The organism is Kitasatospora sp. NPDC092286, assembly GCF_044755565.1.
Lineage (GTDB): Bacteria > Actinomycetota > Actinomycetes > Streptomycetales > Streptomycetaceae > Kitasatospora.
Genome location: NZ_JBIVRD010000004.1, coordinates 171,610 through 188,871, shown reverse-complemented (window position 1 = coordinate 188,871; position 17,262 = coordinate 171,610). Strand labels below are relative to the sequence as shown.

The window sequence follows — 17,262 nt, the reverse complement described above, 5'->3', positions numbered from 1 at the left end:
GAGAAAGGGGACACCGATGGAGACGAACCTGGTCCTGGACCTCGCTGACCTCAGCGTGGACGAGCTCGACATCCTGCCGACCTCGCCGGGCGCGAGCCTGGAGTCGATCAACGTCGGCCACGCCATGGTCGAGATCGGCGCGTCCAACTGCACCTCGACCGGCACGCCCGCGAGCTGCTGCTCCTGTTGCTGCTGCTGACCTGACCGCATGACCGTGCCTGGCGGGCAGCCAGTCCGCCGGGCACGGGCGTGTGCCACCACCCCCGGCGAGAGAGGAAGAGGCGAGACGATGACCCACGCCGCCCCGGGCACGACCCACCCGACCGGTGTCGCCGTGCTGGGCACGGGCCTGCTCGCCGCCGCGATCCGCGCCACCGTCCACCGCACGCACCGGCGGGTCGCGGACACGGACGCCGACTGCGCCGCGATCGTCACCGCGGACGACGGCTGGACCACCGGTACGGCCCCGCACCGGTCCGACGCCGGCTGGCTGCCGGTCCGGGTCGAGTTGGGCAACGTCGTCATCGGCCCGTACGTCACGCCGGACCGGCCCGGCTGCGCGCGGTGCGCCCGGACCCGGCGGGAGCGTGCGCTCGGCCCGGACAGCCCCCGGGCCGCGCTGGTCCACCGGTTCGGCGACCGGCTGGCCGACCGCACCACGCCCTTGCTGTCGGCCTGGGCCCGCGACGCCGTCGGCGGACTCGTGGCGGCGGAGCTCGTGGCACACACCGAACACTCCGAACACGCCAGACGCGCCGGCCCGGCCGCGCCGCCGCGCCGCCGCACCACCGACGGCATCCTGGTGCTCTCGCTCACCAGCCTGGCGGTCGACGCCCACCCGTTCCTCCCCGATCCCTCCTGCTCCCAGTGCGGCGGGCTGCCCCCGGACGAACCGCCCGTCCTGATGGGGGCGCCGCGGCCGAAGCTCGGCCGGGACACCTACCGGGTCCGCGACCTCGGGGCCGGCTGGGACGGGCTGGTGAGGACCTACGTGGACGGCCGCACCGGAGTGGTCCGCCAGCTCGACGTGCGCACCGACTACCGCTACCCGATGGTGTCCGCGCCGCTGCACCTGCCGGGCGGCGAACAGGAGGCCGGGTTCGGCCGGGATCTCGACTACGCCGGCTGCGAGCGCACCGCGCTGGCCGAGGCGCTGGAGCGGCTCGGCGGTGCCCGGCCGGGTGGCCGGCGCACGGTGGTCCGGGCCGGCTACGGCAGCGTGGCCGAGCAGGCGCTCTGCCCGACCGAGCTGGGCCTGTACCCGCCGGAACGGTACGCGGAGCCGGACTTCCCCTATCCCCCGTTCGATCCGGACCAGGAGCTGAACTGGGTCTGGGGGTACTCGTTCGCCCGCGACGCGCCCGTGCTGGTGCCCGAGGACTACGCCTACTACCGCACCCGGCACGGCAATCCGCTCGCCCGGCCGCTCGCCTACGAGGTGTCCAACGGCTGCGCCCTGGGCGGCTGTCTGGAGGAGGCCGCGCTGCACGGGGTGGTGGAGCTGGCGGAGCGGGACGCCTTCCTGCTCACCTGGTACGCCCGGCTGCCGGTGCCCCGGGTGGACCTGGCCACGGTGACCGAGCCGCGGGTGGCGATCCTGGCCGAGCGGATCAGGCAGGACAGCGGTCACCGGGTGGTGGCCTTCGCCACCACCCCGGAGCACGGCATCCCGACCGCCTGGGTGATGGCGGTGCACCCCGGGCCCGGCCCTGAACCGGCCGCGATCTGCGCGGCCGGTGCGCACTTCGATCCCGAACGGGCCCTGCTCAACGGGCTGTTGGAGCTGGCGGCGAACCTGGGCTGGAACCGGTCCGCCTACCGCGCCGAGTCGGCCAGGATCGCGGCGATGGTCGCCGATCCGGACCTGGTTCGGGAGATGCGCGACCACGCCCTGCTGTACTGCCACCCTGCCGCGTTCGACCGCTTCGGCTTCCTGTTCGGCGGCGATCCGGAAAACCCGGGCGACCCCGGTGACTTCGGCAACTCCGGCGACGGCAGGAGCACCGGTACGGGCTCGGGCGCCGCCCTCCCGGTGGCCGAGGCGTTCGCGCGGGCCACCTGCCGGCCCCGCGGCGAGGACCTGCGCACCGACCTGGCCGAGGTGGTCGCGCGGTTCACCCGCCGCGGCCAGGACGTCGTCGTGGTGGACCAGACCACGGACGAGCACCGGGCCGGCGGCCTGGCCTGCGCCAAGGTGATCGTCCCCGGACTGCTGCCGATGACGTTCGGCCACCGCATGCGCCGCACCACCGACCTGCCCCGGCTGCGCCACCTCCCCGCCGAACTCGGCTACCGGGCCGGGCCGTTGGCGCCGGAGCAGGTCAACCCCCACCCGCATCCGTTCCCGTGACCGGAGTCGACTCATGCCCCAGGACTTCTCCACCCCGGACACCTTCGGCATCCGGCTCGGCGGGCTGCCGGTGTCGATGCTGGACGACATGCGCTCACCGGAACTGTGGCAGCGGGTCGAGGCGGTGCTCCGCGCCGACCGTGAGCTGACCACCGCCGAGGCCGCGCTCTCGGACGCGCTGTTCGAGGTGATCGGACACCGGCCGGACGGCCGGCCCCTGCTGGTCGCGCTCCGCCGGTCGGTCCACAACCGCCGGCCGCCGACGCCCCGGTGCTGGAACGACGACGTCCGCGCGCTGCTGCCGCCCGCCCTGGCCGACGGGGTGCGGTCCTGGCTCTCCCGGGTGGCGACGTACCAGAGCGATCTGACCCGCCTGGACGAACTGGTCGAGCACCACACGAAGGCCCCGTACGCGCTGCTGCGGAAGGCGGCCGGCGATCCCGCCTTCCAGCACGGGCTGGTCCTGAGCAGCCCGGTGCTCCACGACCGGCTGCGCACCTGGCTGGCCCAGCCGGAGGAGACCGCCCCGGACCGCCGGCTGGCCCTGCGGCTGGCCAAGTACCTCGCCCGGATCACCACCAAGACCAGCCCGTTCAGCACCTTCACCGTCAGCGGCCTCGGCACCTGGCAGGACCGGGCCCCCGCGGCTGCGGCCCTCGCGGCTCCGGCCCCCACGACTGCGGCGCCCGCCGGCTTCACGGTGCGCAGCGTCACGGAGATCAACGTCTGGGTGGTCCAGCAGCTGGTCCGGCGGCTGAGCGGGCATCCGGTCCTCGCGGCCCGCCTCCGGCTGCGGCTCAACCCGAGCGCGCTGCTGGTCGGCGACCGCTGGGAGTTCCTCGGCGCGGGCTCCGAGGAGCCGCTGCGCGCCCTGCCGGCGACCGCTGCCGTCCGGGCCTGCCTGGACGCGGTGGGCGAGGAGGGCCGCGCCCGCGCCGACGCCGCCGAGCGGTTGGCGGCCCGGACCGGCAGCACCCCGGCCGCCGCCGGCGCCTACCTCGGCCGGCTGGTGGAGCTCGGGCTCCTGGAGGCCGAACGCCCGTTCGCCGACCAGGCCCTGGATCCGCTCGCCGAACTGCGCTCCTGGGTGGACGGCGCCGGGCCGGACCTGGCCGGGATCGGCGGCGAGCTGGCCCGGCTGGCCGAGCACCTGGACGGCTACCCGGCGGCCGCGGACCCGGAGGACCGGCTGCGGCGCACCCGGGGAGTCGAGGCCGCCCTGCGGCGGATCAGTCTGCTGGCCGGACCGGAACGGATCGAGCTGCCCGCCAAGAACAGCGTCATCGAGAACGCCCTGCTGGTCGCACCGCCGCCCGGGCCGGACCGGCACGCCTGGGAGCCGGTGCTGCGCGATCTGGACGTGGTGCGGCGCTGCTACGCCGTCCTGGACCCGGCCCTGCCCGGCCGGGTGGCGCTCGCCGAGGCGTTCGCCGAGCGGATCGGCCCCGGCGCCACCGTGCCCTTCCTCGTCTTCCACCGGGCGGTGCAGGAGTGGCTGCGCGAGGACGCCGGCCTGCCGGGCCTGCTCTCCATCGGCACGCACGGCTACCAGGCCCTGACCCACCACCGGCTCCCCCGGATCCGCGAACTGGCCCTGCTGCGGGCCCGGCTGTGCGCCGAGGCGGCGGACGGGCGGGCGGACGGACACGGTGTGCTGCGGCTGGACCCGGACCGGCTCTCCGCGCTGGCCGACCGGTGGCCGGTCTGGATGCGGCCACCGGACTCGGTCGCCTTCTACGGCCAACCGATCAGCGGCGGAGGCGGCGGCGGTGAACCCGGCGACGACGGGCCCCGGTTCGTGCTCAACGCCGTCAACTCCGGTCACGGCCGGGGCCGCGACCGGATCCGGCGGCTGCTCGCCCAGGCCGGGATCACGGCCGAGGCGGCCACCGCGCCGCCACCCGACGGCGTGCTCGTCGCGGACACCTGCCGCCACTACGGCAGCAACGTCGGGCTGCGCACCTCGGCGCTGGCCGTGGAGATCGACTACCCCGAGGGGCCGAGCCTGCGCGGCACCGGCGACCGCCTTCCGCTCGCCGACCTCGTGGTGCGGCACGACCCGGCCCTGGGTCTGCTCACCCTCCGCTCGCGCGACCGCGACGCCGTGGTGCGCCCGGTCCACCCCAACCTCATCGCGGAGCTGTGGCTGCCGCCGGCGATCAGGCTGCTGATGCAGGCGTTCGGCGCCACGGCCAACCTGCTCATCCCGGGCCGCCGGATGTTCGGGGACACCTCGCTGGCCCGGGTCGACGGCATGCTGGCCGAACCCCGGGTGGTGATCGGCCGGACGACGGTCAGCCGCCGCCAGTGGGTCTTCCCGGCGGACGCGGTGCCGGCCCGGCTGAAGGGCGAGCGGGACCGGCCCTATCTGCTGCGGCTGGCCGCGTGGCTGCACGAGCACGGGATGCCGCAACGCTGCTTCGTCCGGGGCCTGGACCCGTCCTCGGTGGTCGGCGGCAGCGTGTGGCGGATCAAGTCCCGCAAGCCGCTGTACGTCGACTTCGCGAACCTGCTGCTGGTCGGCGTCTTCGAGCGGATGCTGGCCGACCGGGGGCATGTGCTGTTCCTCCAGGAGGCCCTGCCCGACCCGGCCGACACCCCGGACTACGGGGACCACGGTTCCCGGGTGACCGAATACCTCGTCGAGATCAATGGAGGACACGATGCTGAGCGGTAGCGGCCGGCTGGACCCGGACACGGCGGAGGACTCCGACTGGGTGTGCGCGCACATCTTCTACGACACCGACCAGGACGCGCTGCTGGCCGGCTGCGTCCGGCCGCTGGTCGCGGCGCTGACGGCCGAGGGCCTGGTGCAGCGCTACTTCTTCCTGCGCTACTGGGAGGGCGGGCCGCACGTCCGGCTGCGGCTGCTTCCCTCGTTCACCGCCGACCGGGCCGAGATCGAGCACCGGGCGGCCCGGCGGATCCGCGCGTTCCTGGCCGCCGCCCCGGCCGCGGACGTCGTGGACCGGACGCGCTTCGCCCAGGTGGCCGAGGGCCTGGCCGGCCTGGAGGGCCGCGCCGGCCATGACGAGGCGGTGCGGCCGAACAACTCCGTGGAGTTCCTGCCCTACCGGCGCGAGCACGGGGACTACGGCTACGGTCCGGCCGTCGCCGCCGTCGAGCGGCACTTCCTGGAGTCCAGCGAGCTGGCGCTGTCCGTGGTGGCGGCCGGTGCGTCGGTGGAGCAGCGCGCGCTGCTGGCGTTCGACCTGGTCGTCGGGGTGTTCGCGCTCTGCGACGAGGTCCGCGACCGCTGGGTGCGGCACGGCGGCCCGCCGCTGCCCTTCGGCAGCGGTCCGGAGGCGGCCGATGTCGAGCCGCGCTATCTGGCCCAGCGGGAGAAGCTCCAGCAGCGGGCGCGGCGCACCTGGCGGCTGGCCGCCCGGCCGGACGGCGGGGACCACCGCGCGTACTGGCTCGCGTCGGTGCGCCGGCTGCGGGAGGACCTGCACGCGCTGGAGGACACGGGCGGCTTCACCTCCGAGTGGGCCGACTCGCCGCTGGCCGAGCCGCTCCATCTGGCCGCCACCGACCACCCGGCCACCAGCCTGGTGCTGCTGCGCTGCGCCCACCTGGTCAACAACCGGCTCGGGCTGACGCTGTGGCAGGAGAACCAGCTGCGGTTCCTGGTCGGCCGGGTCCTCGCGGAGCTGCCCGAGGCGCTGGCGGCCTCGTGAGCCGGCCGTCCGCCCGCTGGCACAGTCTCCACGTCCACCACCACGACGAGCGGACCGAGGCCGCGCTCGTCCTGGACGCCGTCCGGCCCGCGTTCGAGGCCGTGCGCCCGCTGGTCGACGGCGCCTGGTTCGGCCGGCACTGGCTGCGCGGGCCGCACCTGCGCCTCAACTTCCTGGTGTCCGGGGAGGACTGGGCCGCCCTGGTGCGACCGGCCGTGGCCGCGGAGATCGACGCCCATGTGCGGGCCCGTCCGTCCACGGCCCGGCTGGACGAGGCGACGCTGGCCCCGGTGCACGAGCGGCTGGCGGAGCTGGAGATGGAGACCGGGCCGCTCCGCCCCTGGGTGGCGGACAACACCGTCGTCGAGCGGCCCTACGACCACCGGCTGCCGGTCCTGGGCTCGATGCGGGCCAGCGAGCTGCTGGCCGGGTTCCTCGGCGACACCAACGACCTGGCGTTCGGGATGTACGACCACCTCCGGTCCGGCGGGGCCCTGGCGCCGCTGGCGCTGGACCTGATGTGGGCCACCGTGTCGGTGGCCGCCGTCCCGTTCGACGAGGGAGGAGCGCCGATCGAGCGCGGTTTCCTCTCGCTGCGCTCACACGCCGACGCCTTCCTCTCCCGGACCCAGGACCCGGCCGGGTACCGGGCGGCGTTCGACGGGCGCTACCGGCGGCAGGCCGACGCGCTGGCCGAACGGCTGCGCGCGGTGGAGGCCGCGCTGGCCGGCGACGGGGGCGGCCCGCCGTTCGTCCTGGAGTGGGCGGAGGCGGTCCGCCGCTGCCAGCGGGCGGCGTACCCGCTGCTGGTGTCCGGCGAGGTGTCGCTGAGCGGGGCCGGGCGGGCGCCGCGGATGCCGACCCGGCAGGTCAGCGAGTTCCACCGGCTGCTGCAGAGCGACCACGGCCACGCGGACTTCCTGCGCACCGACCACTGGTTCGCCTCCTTCCGGCTGGTGGTGAACTACCTGTACGTCCACCTCAACCGCCTCGGGCTCGGACCGGTGGACCGGGGGCTGCTCTGCCATCTGGCGGCGAACACCGTCGAGACGGTGCACGGGGTCTCCGCGGTCGGCAGCTTCCAGCGGTACGTGGTCGCCTCGCCCGCCACCGGCGTGCCCGAGTGGGCCGGCCTCGGCGAGCAGTGGGCGGACGGGCTGGGCTGAGCCGGCGCGGCGCCGCCTACCGGGGGTGTGCGTGCCCCGGCCGGGCGGCCGTCCCGGTGGCTGCCGCTCTGGCCGTCGCCGTGGCCGGCTCCGTCGCCGGGATCACCTCGGCGAGCTGCTGGCGCCCGGCGATGCCGAGCTTGCGGTAGGCACCGGACAGATGGAACTCGACGGTCCGCACCGTGACGTACAGCCGGTCGGCGATCGCCCGGTTGGTGTGGCCCGCCCGGGCCAGGCGGAGGATCTTCAGCTCCTGCGGGGTCAGCCGGCCCAGGAGCGGATCCACCGGCTCGTCCGCGTCCCCGGGGCAGACCGCCTGCCGGGCCGCCGTGATCCGCTGCACCAGTGGCCGCGCGGCGCAGGACCGGGCCGTGGACAGCGCCGCGGTGAACTCGGCGCGTGCCTCGTCCACCCGGCCGGCCGCACCGAGGACGATGCCCAGGTCCAGCCGGGCGGACGCGAGTTCCAGCCGGGCCGGGGAGCCGGCCAGGGTGGCGACGGCGTTGGTGAGCAGACCGGTCCGCCGCGCGCCGGTCTCGGCCAGCGCGAGCGCGTGCTCGGCGGTGCCGATGGCGCGCGGGGTGCCCCAGCGGCGCGCGTCGTCCAGCTCGGCGGCGGCGAGCCGGGCGGCCTCGGGGAGTTCGCCCGCCTCGACGAGCAGCCGCGCGGCGCGCGACCGCCAGGGCGCCACCGCCGGATTGCGCACGCCGCACTCGGTCAGCAGCCGGCCGGCGGCGAGATGGTCCTCCACCGCGCGCGGCAGATCACCGGTCTGCTCCCACAGCACGGCGCGCGCGGACAGCACCGCGGGGGTGTCCTGCCGCAGTGGCAGGTCGTGGTCGAGCCCGCAGTCGGCGAGCAGCGCACGGGCGGCGTCCGGCTCCCCCATCAGGGCCCGCGCCTCGACCAGCGCCGACACGGCGAGCACGGCCAGCAGCTGGGACGCGGACGCCGCCGCGCACAGCAGCTCCGCCATCGGGGTCAGTGCCCCGGCCGCGCCGGCCAGGTCGCCGCGTGCCCGGCAGATCACGGCCCGCAGCAGCTCCGCCGCGACGTCCTCCCACCGCCCGGGCGGCGCCCCGTTGGCCAGGCGGGCCCGGCCGCAGTGCGTCCACGCCTCGGTCAGCTCGTCCGCCAGGACGAGCGCGCTACAGCCGTACCACAGGTACCTGGCCTGGCCGTCCGCGCGACCGGCCAGCGCCTGCCGGGCATGGCACACGGCCGCCGTCCGGTCCTCGCCGGCGTTGACGGCCTCGGCGGCCCGCAGCATGGACAACTCGCGGCATTTCTCTCCCGGCTGGGGAGCCTCGGCGACGAGGTCGTCGACCCGGTCGGCGCTCCGCGCCAGCCAGGAGGGGCCACCCGCGCAGATGAACGCCCGGTGCAGCCGCAGACGCCAGCTCTGTACCGGGGCCGCCCCGCCGAGCCGTTCCGCCGTGTCGTCGAGGACCGCCACGGCGTCCGCCGGCCGCCCGCACTCGGTCAGCAGACCGGCCAGGGCCACCGCGTAGTCGGTGGTGATCTCGGGCTCCTCGGCCTCCTGCCGGGCCGCGTCCAGCTGGCGGGCGGCGAGGTCCGGATCGACGAACGCGTCCAGCGTGGCGAGTTCACGCCGCACCGCCGACCGGACGCGCGGCCGCAGCCGCTCGCGGAGCACCCCGCGCAGATGCCGGGCGGCGTCCTCGGGCCGGCCCTCCCGGGCCAGTCGGCGCGCGGCGATCCTGAGCGGCCGCACCGTCCAGCCCAGGCCCAGCGGTCCTGCGGCGACCAGCTGCCGGGCGACGCCGGTCACCCCGTAGTGCCCGTCGCGCAGGATCTCGGCGGCCCTCAGGTGCAGGGCGGCCCGGCTGCCGACCGGGATGCCGCTGACGACCATGGTGGCCAGCAGCGGGTGGCGGAAGGCCGGCGGGGTGCGGTTGGCCAGCAGGCAGCGGCCGACCAGGACGTCCAGCCCGGCCAGCGCCTCCCCGACGGTCAGCCCCGCCAGTTCGGCGGCCAGCGCGATCTCCGCATCGACCCCGAGCACGGCGACGGCCCTGGCCAGGGCGAGCGCCGGCTCGTCCAGGCCGCCCAACCACCGTTCGGCGTCCGGGAGAAGCGTCGGACCAGCGGTGGCCCGGACCTCCTCCGCGGTGGGCGCGGCGCCGGTGTGGGCGGACAACAGGGCCACCAGCAGACCGGGGTTTCCGCCCGTCAACTCGCGGCACGCGGCGGCGGATTCCTCGTCGAGCTCGACACCGCAGCGGGCCGCGGCGAAGTCGGCGAGGGCGGCCGTGGGCAGCCCGGCGAGACGGATGTGCTCGGCGCCCGCCGCGAGTTCGGCCGTCAACGGGGGTTCGTGGCCGGAGCCGCAGTCACCCGCCGACAGCGCGATCACCAGCGGAGTGGGGAGCGCGGACTCGGACAGGGCCGACAGCCACCGCAGCGACCAGGGATCGGCGTGGGCCGCGTCGTCCAGACAGACCGCGATCGGTGTGCGCCGGGCCTGCGCCCGCACCAACCCGGCGAGTTCGCAGAGGAGTTCGTCTGATGGGGCCCGCTGTGCGGGCAGTGCGGCGGCGCTCGGCAGCAGGCCGCCGAGGAGACCTTCGACCGCCGCGAACGGCGTGTCCGGACTGTTGCGCGCCTTGGCGACGGCCACCTGGAAGCCGGCTTCGGCGGCCATGGTGGCGAGTTCCGCCAGGGCCGCCGACTTCCCGCTGCCCGGCTCGCCGTCAAGCAGTACGGTGGTCGGCCGACCGGTGCGCGCTCTCTCGACGACGGCCCTCAGCCGCGCCAGTTCGGATCCACGACCGGCCCCCGACAACGAGGTCATCCGCCCTCCCGCACCGCCTACCACGGCCTCGGCACCGCGCGGTCCGCCGCCGGCCGGGCGCCGCGATGATCGGCACTCGAACGCAATAGAACGCGGTCACTCTATGACAAGGCCCGACAAATACTCATGACGCGATCATCACTCCCCATGTCATATGTACTTCAACCACCCGTCTCCGCAGGTGGCTTGTTCACGCACCCCGTACCCGGCACCCGGCCACCCGCCCCGGCCTCCGGAAGAACGGCCCGGCCCACCGCGCCGGAGGCCGCCCGGTGGGCGCACCCGCAGGTCCGGGCACACCGCGGCAGCGGGGCGGGCGACGCATGGAGCAGCCGCTCGACCGAGCGCACCTCGGTGAACGCGGCCATACAGGACACGCATTCGCGCATGTGACGCTCCTGAAGCCGCGACGCCTGGACGCCGAGGCCGCCTCGGGCGTGGGTGCCGAACCTCTCGATGAACCTGCGGCAGGCCTCACCGCGGGCCCCCGCGTGCTGGCTGAGATAGGCGCGGCGCAGCCCCTCCCGGGCGCGGTAGGCCAGCGCGGAGACCGCCGAGGGCGACAGCCCGAGCACGCCCGCGGCCTCGGTGGCGGCCGCACCCTCGACCGTCGACGGAACATCCGTCACCTTCACCCACGGACCCGCACCACCCGACTGACAGTCAGCAACCGTCGTCGACCCACAAACCTCCTTGTCGATCGTCAACGACGGCACATTCGCCGTCGCCGAAGACGGCGGAGTCGTGACCGGAGGCGTCCCCGGCGGAGAACCCGGCGGCACGAACGACGCCGTCACCAAGTTCGTCGTCGAGGTCGTGATATTGGCACTCGAGCAGAAGAACTGCATGCTCGCACCAGCGGCCAAGCTGAACGTCCCGGCGGCCGTCACACAGGACGGGGCGACGCCGTCGTTCAGCGTGATCCCGGTGAGGTTCACCTGGCCGGTGTTGGTGGCGGTGATCCGCCAGTACGCCGTCCCGCCGGAGGGGACGGAGGTACTGGATGCCCATGGTCCGATTCCGCCGCTTTGACAGTCGGCCGGGTTCGAGCTGGTGCAGACCTCCTTGAGCACGGTCATCGCCGGCTGGCAGCCGGCGCCCGGGGTGACCTGGAAGGTCACCGTGTTCGAGGTGACGGCGGGCAGGGTGCCGGTGACCGAGGTGGCCTGGTTGGAGACCGAGGTGATGGAGCAGTCGGTGCCCACGGTGGTGTCGAAGCAGACCTGCGGCGGGTCACCGACGAACGAGACCACGGTCATCGGGTGGTTGGTCGGGGTGAACGACGAACCGTTGAGCAGCGAGATGTTGGAGTCGACCGTGATGGGTGACGTCGACACGGGGATGGAGGAGATGTCCGCCGTCCCGGTAGTGGGGTTGAACGGGAACGTGCCCAGCACGTTGCCGCTGGAGTCCTTCACGGTCACCGACGAGGCCGCGAAGTTCACGGTGGTCGGATCGATGTCCGCGAGTGACACCGTGCCGTACGAGGTCACGTGTCCGGTCTTCCCGTCGCAGTAGAACTGGGCCGGGTTGAGCATCGAGACGGCGGTGAGCCTCAGGCAGGGGGCGGCGCCGGTGACCGGGTCCATGGACCACAGGTAGCCGCTGTCGCCCAGGCCGTACTTGCACTGCCCGTCGTAGGCGTAGCCGTAGGGGCGGGTGACGCCGTGGACGTGACATCGCGCCGGAAAGCACCCGTCCGGCCCTACCCGAGCCCTCACCGTCAGGTCCGCATGCCACGGCCTCGAATGACTGTCACTCAGACCGACGGTCCATCAGGACGGTGGAGGGTGCGGGGAGGCCGGTCCGCGACAGAGAGGGCAATACCGAAGATTGCCGCTGGATTCGGGCCCGCAATACTCATGGCGGACAGGGGGCGCGACCCACGGCCGTACGACGTGCCGGGCCGGCCGTCCTCCTCCGGCATGCCGTCGCGGCGGTTCCCGGGCAGTCGTACGGCGCCACGGAGCGGTTCGGACCGGGCCTGCCCGCCCGAGGGCGGGCGGGCGGCGGGGCCGGGGCCGCTCCCCCACTGATGACGGAAGCGAGGCGACGGATCACCATGACAGGACAGCCCAGGAAAGTCGGCCGGTGGGACCTGGTCGCGAGGTTCTGCCAGGTCCTGCTGATCGTCGGCCGCCATCTGCTCAGGGCGGCGGCCCGGCGACTCTCCCCCGGCCGCGGCAGGGCCGCCCGCGCCGACTCGGCGCTGCCCGCGCTGCTGATAGCGCTCGGCCCGTTCTTCGTCAAGGGCGGGCAACTGCTGAGCACCCGGCGGGATCTGCTGCCGGCTCGGATCTGCCAGGCCCTGGGCGGGCTCACCGACGCGGTGCCCGCGCCGCCGGCGGCCGCGATCGAGGCGGTCGCGCGCGCGGCGTACGGGCCGCCGGAGCGGTGGCCGTTCGCCTCGGTCGGCTGGGAGCCGGTGGCGGCCGGGAGCATCGCCACCGTGCACCGGGCGGTCCTGCTGGACGGCCGCGAGGTGGCGCTGAAGGTGCGGCGCCCCGGCGTCGCCCGCGCCCTGGAGACCGACCTGCGGCTGATCACCGCCGTCGTCCGGGCCGGCCGGTGGGTGCCCTCGCTGCGCAAGCTGCCGGCCGAGGAGATGGTCCGCCAGGTGGGCGGGGCCATCCTCGGCCAGCTCGACCTGACGGCGGAGCTGGCGTCCCTGCACACCCTGCGCCGCAACCTGGCCGGGGTGGCCGGCGTCCGGCTGCCCGAGCCGTACGACGCGTTCTGCTCCGAGGAGACCGTGGTCATGGAGTTCATGACGGGTCTCGGCCGGTTCAGCCCCGACGCGCGCCCCGCGCCGGAGCGCCGGGAGATCGTGCGCACGGTCCTGCTGGCGGTGTACCGGATGCTCTTCCTGGACGGGACGGTCCACTGCGATCTGCATCCGGGGAACCTCTATCTGACGGACCGTTCGGAGGTCGTCGTCCTGGACGCCGGGTTCGTCGTCCGCCTGCCGGACCGGGTGCGGCGGCTGTTCGGCGAATTCTTCCTGAACATGGCGCTCGGCCGGGGCCGGCGGTGTGCGGACATCACCATCGAGAGCGCCGCCGTGGTGCCGGAGACGTGCGATCTGGAGAGCTTCCGGGCGGCGGTGGAGAAGCTCGTCGCCGAGGCGACCGGGGCCCTGTCCGGCGACTTCGACCTGGCGGCCTTCGCGCCGCGGCTCTTCCGGGTCCAGCGGGACCACGGGATCTTCGCCGCGGCGGAGTTCGCCTTCCCGCTGCTCTCCATGCTGGTGATCGAGGGGATGATCAAGGAGTTCGACGCGGGGGTGGACTTCCAGGCGGAGGCGGTGCCCGTCCTCATGGAGGCGCTGCGGGCCCCGGCCGACTGACCCGGCACCAGGTGACTTCGCGCCACCTGGGCAACCTCGAAGAAGCCGGTCGCGGGCGGCTCGGGCACATTGGTCCGGGCGCCGCGCGGCCCCACGGCGTGTCCGCCGCGGCCGGCTGGGCCCCCTCACCCACCTACGCCCCACTGGAGTTCCTGTGACGAAGACCGGGGAACCGAGAGCCACCGGCAGCAGTCTGCTGGACCGCCTCAACGGATCGCATCACCGCGCAGCACTGAACGGGTTCCTGCTGATCGTCCTCGGGCACTGGGCCGAACACATCACGCAGGCGTACCAGATCTGGGGCCTCGGCTGGCCCGTGCCGAAGGCCAAGGGCGCACTCGGCCTCGCCTATCCCTGGCTGGTCACCTCCGAGTGGCTGCACTACGGCTACGCGCTGGTGATGATCATCGGTCTCTTCGCGCTGCGCCGCGGCTTCACCGGGCGCAGCCGGACGTGGTGGACGATCGCGCTGGGCATCCAGTTCTGGCACCACATCGAACACCTGCTGCTGATCATCCAGGCGCAGACCGGCCACTACCTCTTCGGCAAGTCGGCACCGACCAGCGTCCTGCAGCTGCTGATCGCCCGGGTGGAGCTGCACCTCTTCTACAACACCATCGTCTTCATCCCGATGGTCATCGGCATGTATCTCCACCTGCGGCCGAGCCAGGCCGAGCTGGCGGAGATGACGTGCAGCTGCCGGGCGCAGGAGCCGTCCCGGACGACGGTCGCCAGCCATGCCTGAACTGGTCGGCGCCCCGGTGGCGGACCAGCAGGCGGAACAGGAAGCGGACCGGCGGGCGGACCCGGCCGACCGGCCCGAACGGCGGGCCGCCCGGTCGTTCCAGCGGACGATGGCGGTCGGGATCGCCCTGCTGGCGGTGGTGCTGGCGGCGGTGGCGTGGATCAGTTCGGCGGAGCCGGTCCGCCTCGGCCGGGCGAGCCCCGCGGCCGGCGGCACGGTCGAGCTTGCGCCCACCGAGGTGTCACTGGACTTCGACGGCCCGGTGCGTTCCTCGTCCGTGATGCTGGCGGTGAACGCGCCGGACGGCGCCTCGGTGACCACCGGCAGCCCGGTGCTCGACGGGGGCCGGCTGTCGGTGCCGGTCGCCGTCTCCGGGCCGGGCACGTATCTGGTCACCTACCGGCTGGGCCTGGACCGGGGCCGGGTGGTGTCGGGGACGACGGAGTTCACCGTCGGTTCCGGCACCGGTTCCCGGTCCGCCGACCCGGACGAGGACGATTCGCAGGAGTCGGCGGCGGGTGGCCACAGCCACGGTCACGACATGGAGGGGCCGTTCAACATCGGCCTGCTGGTCGTGGACGCGGTGCTGCTGGCCGTCGTGGTGCCGCTGGTGGTACGGCGCCCGCGCGCCAGGTGAGGGGTGCCAGGTGAAAGGCGCCCGGTGGCCGGGGCACACCCCTGGCGGGCGCGCCCTCAGGCGACCGGCACCCGCCGGTCCAGCGGCGTTCCGGCGGCGGCCAGCCGTCGCAGCGCCGCCTCCGAGGGGGATCCGGGCTCGACGGTGAAGGCCACCACCATCAGCTCCGGGTCGTCGCCACGCAGCACTTCCTGATGGACCGTCAGCTCGCCCGCCAGCGGGTGGCGCAGGACGTTGGTGAAGGAATCACAGGTGGCCACCGAGTGGTCCTGCCAGAGGGAGGCGAACTCCGGGCTGGCCCTGAGGAGTTCGTTGACGAGTGCGCGGACCCGCCGGTCGCCCGGGAGCCTGGCCGCGACCATCCGGAGGTGGGCCACGACGGAGCGGGACTTCTCCGGCCAGTTGACGAACAGCTCGCGGGTCCGTGGGTCGAGGAAGACCATCCGGGTCATGTTCGGCAGCTCCGTGCGGTGGCCGGCGAACAGGGCGTGCGCGAGGTCGTTCCAGGCGAGTACGTCCGAGGTCGGGGAGAGCACCATGACGGGCACCCCGGCCATCATCGCCAGCAGCCGCTCCAGGCCCTCGGGCAGCGGGCCGTCCTCGCGGCGGGCCGCTCCGGCGGCCGCCCGCCGGGGCCGGGCGAGCACCGCCAGGTGGGCGCGCTCGGCGGCGTCGAGCCGCAGCGCGCGGGCCAGCGCGTCCAGTATGGCGTCCGAGACGTTCTGCCCCAGCCCCTGCTCCAGCCGGGCGTAGTAGGAGACGCTGACCCCGGCGAGCTGGGCGAGCTCCTCGCGCCGCAGGCCCGGTACGCGGCGGCGCTCACCGTAGCGGACAAGTCCGACGTCCGAGGGACTGATGCGGCCCCGACGGGACTTGAGGAATGCGCCTAACTCATCCATGGCTTCATTATGCTGAAGGTACGACTGGGAAGGCTAGCCTTCCTGGTGAGACGAACGACAAGAGTCTGGCTAGGAGTCGGGTCTTCTCCCACCCTTGCTCCATGACCACGCATCCCGACTCGCGGCAGCGCATGAGCACCCGGCTGAAACTCACGCTTTTCGTCCTGCTGGGCGCCCAGTTCATGCTCTCCGTCGACTTCTCCATCCTCAACGTCGCGCTGCCCCAGATCGGTTCCGGGATCGGGATGTCCAGCGAAGACCTACCGTGGGTCGCGTCGGCGTACGCGCTGCCCGCCGCGGGCTTCACCCTGCTGTTCGGCCGGATCGCCGATCTCTTCGGCCGCCGCCGGCTCTTCCTCGCGGGCATCGTCCTGCTGACCGTCGCCTCGGTGCTCGGCGGGGTGGCGGACGACCCCGGTCTGCTGCTCACCGCCCGTGTCCTGCAGGGCCTTTCGACCGCGATGGCGGCTCCGGCGGCGCTGTCCCTGCTCACCACCTCGTTCTCCGAGGGCGCGATGCGCGAGCGGGTGCTCGGCCTGAACGGCGCCCTGCTGTCCGGCGGGTTCACCGTGGGCGCCCTGGTCGGCGGCACCCTGGTCGGCCTGCTCAGCTGGCGCTGGGCGTTCCTGATCAACGTCCCGGTCGCGCTGGTGATCCTGGTGGCGACGCCCCGGCTGATCGAGGACAGCCGGGCACCGGAGAAGGTCCGCCTCGACGTGCCCGGTGCCGTCACGGTGACCGCCGGCCTGCTGGCCTTCGTCTACGGCGTCATCGACAAGAGCATCCTGATCTCGGCCGTCGGCGTGCTGCTGCTGGGCGTCTTCTGGCTGATCGAACTGCGGTCGCCCGCACCGCTCGCGTCCGTCCGGATCCTCAAGCGGCCCAGCGTGAAGTGGGGCAACTTCGCCGGTCTCGTCGTGTTCTCGATGGAGAGCGCGCTGATCTTCCTGATGACGCTGTACTTGCAGGACGTGCTGGACTTCGCGCCGCTGACCACGGGGCTGATCTTCGGTGTGCCCGGCCTGGCCGCCGTCGCCGCCGGTGTGGTCGCCGGCCGGGCGATCGGCCGGTTCGGCACCCGGAACGTACTGGCGGTCGGTCTGGCGGTGCAGGGCCTGGCCACCGCCCCGCTGGTCCTGGTCGGCAGCGACCGCGTGATGCTGGCGGTGGCGCTCCCCGCCCTGTTCATCAGCTTCTTCGGCCATGTCACCTCGATCGTCGCCTACACGGTGACCGCCACCTCCGGGCTGCCGGACTCCGAGCAGGGCCTGGCCACCGGCCTGGCCGCGCTCAGCCAGCAGGTGGCCGTGACGATCGGCATCCCGATCCTCAGCGCGGTCGCCGCCACCCGCAGCGTGCAGCTCGACGGCATCCACCTCGCGCTCGGCGTCGACGTGGCCGTCACCCTGGTCGCGGTGGGCCTGCTCTGGGTGGGGCTGCGCAACCGCTCCGGGGCCGCCTCCCCGGCCGCCCAGGAGCCGCCGGTCGAGGTGGGCGAGCGGGCCGCCAGCCACTGAGACCGGGTGGTCTCAGCACATTCGGAGAAGATATCCGTCCGATTTCCCGGGATTATCGAACAGCGCCCCCGGCACGGAGAAACCCGCGGCACGGTCCGCGGGTTTCT

Annotated in this window: 12 protein-coding genes; 9 read left to right on the top strand and 3 right to left on the bottom strand. The window is 74.0% G+C overall.

All coding sequences use genetic code 11. The features are described 5' to 3' along the window. Nucleotides 1-16: 16 nt before the first annotated feature. From ACIQIB_RS06510 to ACIQIB_RS06490, 5 genes are all read left to right on the top strand, one after another. Nucleotides 17-199 carry a hypothetical protein gene (locus tag ACIQIB_RS06510; protein WP_363608231.1) on the top strand — a complete coding sequence of 61 codons (183 nt, stop codon included), beginning with the start codon at nucleotides 17-19 and terminating at the stop codon, nucleotides 197-199. 90 nt (nucleotides 200-289) lie between these two features. Beyond that, nucleotides 290-2,350 (top strand): TOMM precursor leader peptide-binding protein, encoded by a 2,061-nt coding sequence (locus tag ACIQIB_RS06505; protein WP_400757010.1) that lies wholly within the window; start codon nucleotides 290-292, stop codon nucleotides 2,348-2,350. A gap of 13 nt (nucleotides 2,351-2,363) precedes the next feature. Continuing rightward, complete coding sequence (locus ACIQIB_RS06500; protein WP_400757009.1) at nucleotides 2,364-5,027, top strand: lantibiotic dehydratase; 2,664 nt, start codon at nucleotides 2,364-2,366, stop codon at nucleotides 5,025-5,027. Continuing rightward, nucleotides 5,014-6,030: a lantibiotic dehydratase C-terminal domain-containing protein gene (locus ACIQIB_RS06495; RefSeq protein WP_400757008.1), complete on the top strand. Its 1,017-nt coding sequence runs from the start codon at nucleotides 5,014-5,016 to the stop codon at nucleotides 6,028-6,030. Before ACIQIB_RS06500 ends, ACIQIB_RS06495 begins: the two co-directional genes overlap by 14 nt. Continuing rightward, nucleotides 6,027-7,196, top strand: a complete 1,170-nt coding sequence (locus tag ACIQIB_RS06490) for a thiopeptide maturation pyridine synthase (protein ID WP_400757006.1) — start codon at nucleotides 6,027-6,029, stop codon at nucleotides 7,194-7,196. Before ACIQIB_RS06495 ends, ACIQIB_RS06490 begins: the two co-directional genes overlap by 4 nt. A 16-nt stretch (nucleotides 7,197-7,212) precedes the next feature. Here the strand turns inward: ACIQIB_RS06490 and ACIQIB_RS06485 are convergent, their stop codons facing one another. Both ACIQIB_RS06485 and ACIQIB_RS06480 read right to left on the bottom strand, forming a co-directional pair. Next, nucleotides 7,213-10,011: an AAA family ATPase gene (locus tag ACIQIB_RS06485; protein ID WP_400757004.1), complete on the bottom strand. Its 2,799-nt coding sequence runs from the start codon at nucleotides 10,009-10,011 to the stop codon at nucleotides 7,213-7,215. Nucleotides 10,012-10,172: 161 nt separating this feature from the next. After that, nucleotides 10,173-11,732 (bottom strand): hypothetical protein, encoded by a 1,560-nt coding sequence (locus ACIQIB_RS06480; RefSeq protein ID WP_400757002.1) that lies wholly within the window; start codon nucleotides 11,730-11,732, stop codon nucleotides 10,173-10,175. A gap of 341 nt (nucleotides 11,733-12,073) precedes the next feature. Here ACIQIB_RS06480 and ACIQIB_RS06475 point away from each other — a divergent pair, with 341 nt between their 5' ends. The 3 genes from ACIQIB_RS06475 to ACIQIB_RS06465 all read left to right on the top strand — a co-directional run bounded on the left by ACIQIB_RS06475 (nucleotide 12,074) and on the right by ACIQIB_RS06465 (nucleotide 14,739). Further along, nucleotides 12,074-13,357 (top strand): ABC1 kinase family protein, encoded by a 1,284-nt coding sequence (locus ACIQIB_RS06475; protein ID WP_400757000.1) that lies wholly within the window; start codon nucleotides 12,074-12,076, stop codon nucleotides 13,355-13,357. A 154-nt stretch (nucleotides 13,358-13,511) separates the two neighbouring features. Then, entirely contained in the window at nucleotides 13,512-14,102 is a 591-nt protein-coding gene (locus ACIQIB_RS06470) for a hypothetical protein (protein ID WP_363608247.1), read from the top strand. Then, nucleotides 14,095-14,739 (top strand): copper resistance CopC family protein, encoded by a 645-nt coding sequence (locus ACIQIB_RS06465; RefSeq protein WP_363608249.1) that lies wholly within the window; start codon nucleotides 14,095-14,097, stop codon nucleotides 14,737-14,739. Before ACIQIB_RS06470 ends, ACIQIB_RS06465 begins: the two co-directional genes overlap by 8 nt. Before the next feature lie 56 nt (nucleotides 14,740-14,795). On the opposite strand, the gene ACIQIB_RS06460 is transcribed toward ACIQIB_RS06465, so the two are convergent. Further along, entirely contained in the window at nucleotides 14,796-15,638 is an 843-nt protein-coding gene (locus tag ACIQIB_RS06460) for a helix-turn-helix transcriptional regulator (protein ID WP_363608251.1), read from the bottom strand. 101 nt (nucleotides 15,639-15,739) lie between these two features. On the opposite strand from ACIQIB_RS06460, the gene ACIQIB_RS06455 reads away from it, so the two are divergent. Continuing rightward, the gene (locus tag ACIQIB_RS06455; RefSeq protein WP_363608253.1) at nucleotides 15,740-17,155 is read left to right on the top strand and encodes an MFS transporter; all 1,416 of its coding nucleotides are present in this window, start codon (nucleotides 15,740-15,742) and stop codon (nucleotides 17,153-17,155) included. Nucleotides 17,156-17,262 lie beyond the last annotated feature (107 nt).

Bases quoted from the DNA above. Each gene is read 5' to 3' on its own strand.
- ACIQIB_RS06510 (WP_363608231.1), top strand. From the start codon at position 17: ATGGAGACGAACCTGGTCCTGGACCTCGCTGACCTCAGCGTGGACGAG.
- ACIQIB_RS06505 (WP_400757010.1), top strand. From the start codon at position 290: ATGACCCACGCCGCCCCGGGCACGACCCACCCGACCGGTGTCGCCGTG.
- ACIQIB_RS06500 (WP_400757009.1), top strand. From the start codon at position 2,364: ATGCCCCAGGACTTCTCCACCCCGGACACCTTCGGCATCCGGCTCGGC.
- ACIQIB_RS06495 (WP_400757008.1), top strand. From the start codon at position 5,014: ATGCTGAGCGGTAGCGGCCGGCTGGACCCGGACACGGCGGAGGACTCC.
- ACIQIB_RS06485 (WP_400757004.1), bottom strand. From the start codon at position 10,011: ATGACCTCGTTGTCGGGGGCCGGTCGTGGATCCGAACTGGCGCGGCTG.
- ACIQIB_RS06475 (WP_400757000.1), top strand. From the start codon at position 12,074: ATGACAGGACAGCCCAGGAAAGTCGGCCGGTGGGACCTGGTCGCGAGG.
- ACIQIB_RS06465 (WP_363608249.1), top strand. From the start codon at position 14,095: ATGCCTGAACTGGTCGGCGCCCCGGTGGCGGACCAGCAGGCGGAACAG.
- ACIQIB_RS06460 (WP_363608251.1), bottom strand. From the start codon at position 15,638: ATGGATGAGTTAGGCGCATTCCTCAAGTCCCGTCGGGGCCGCATCAGT.
- ACIQIB_RS06455 (WP_363608253.1), top strand. From the start codon at position 15,740: ATGACCACGCATCCCGACTCGCGGCAGCGCATGAGCACCCGGCTGAAA.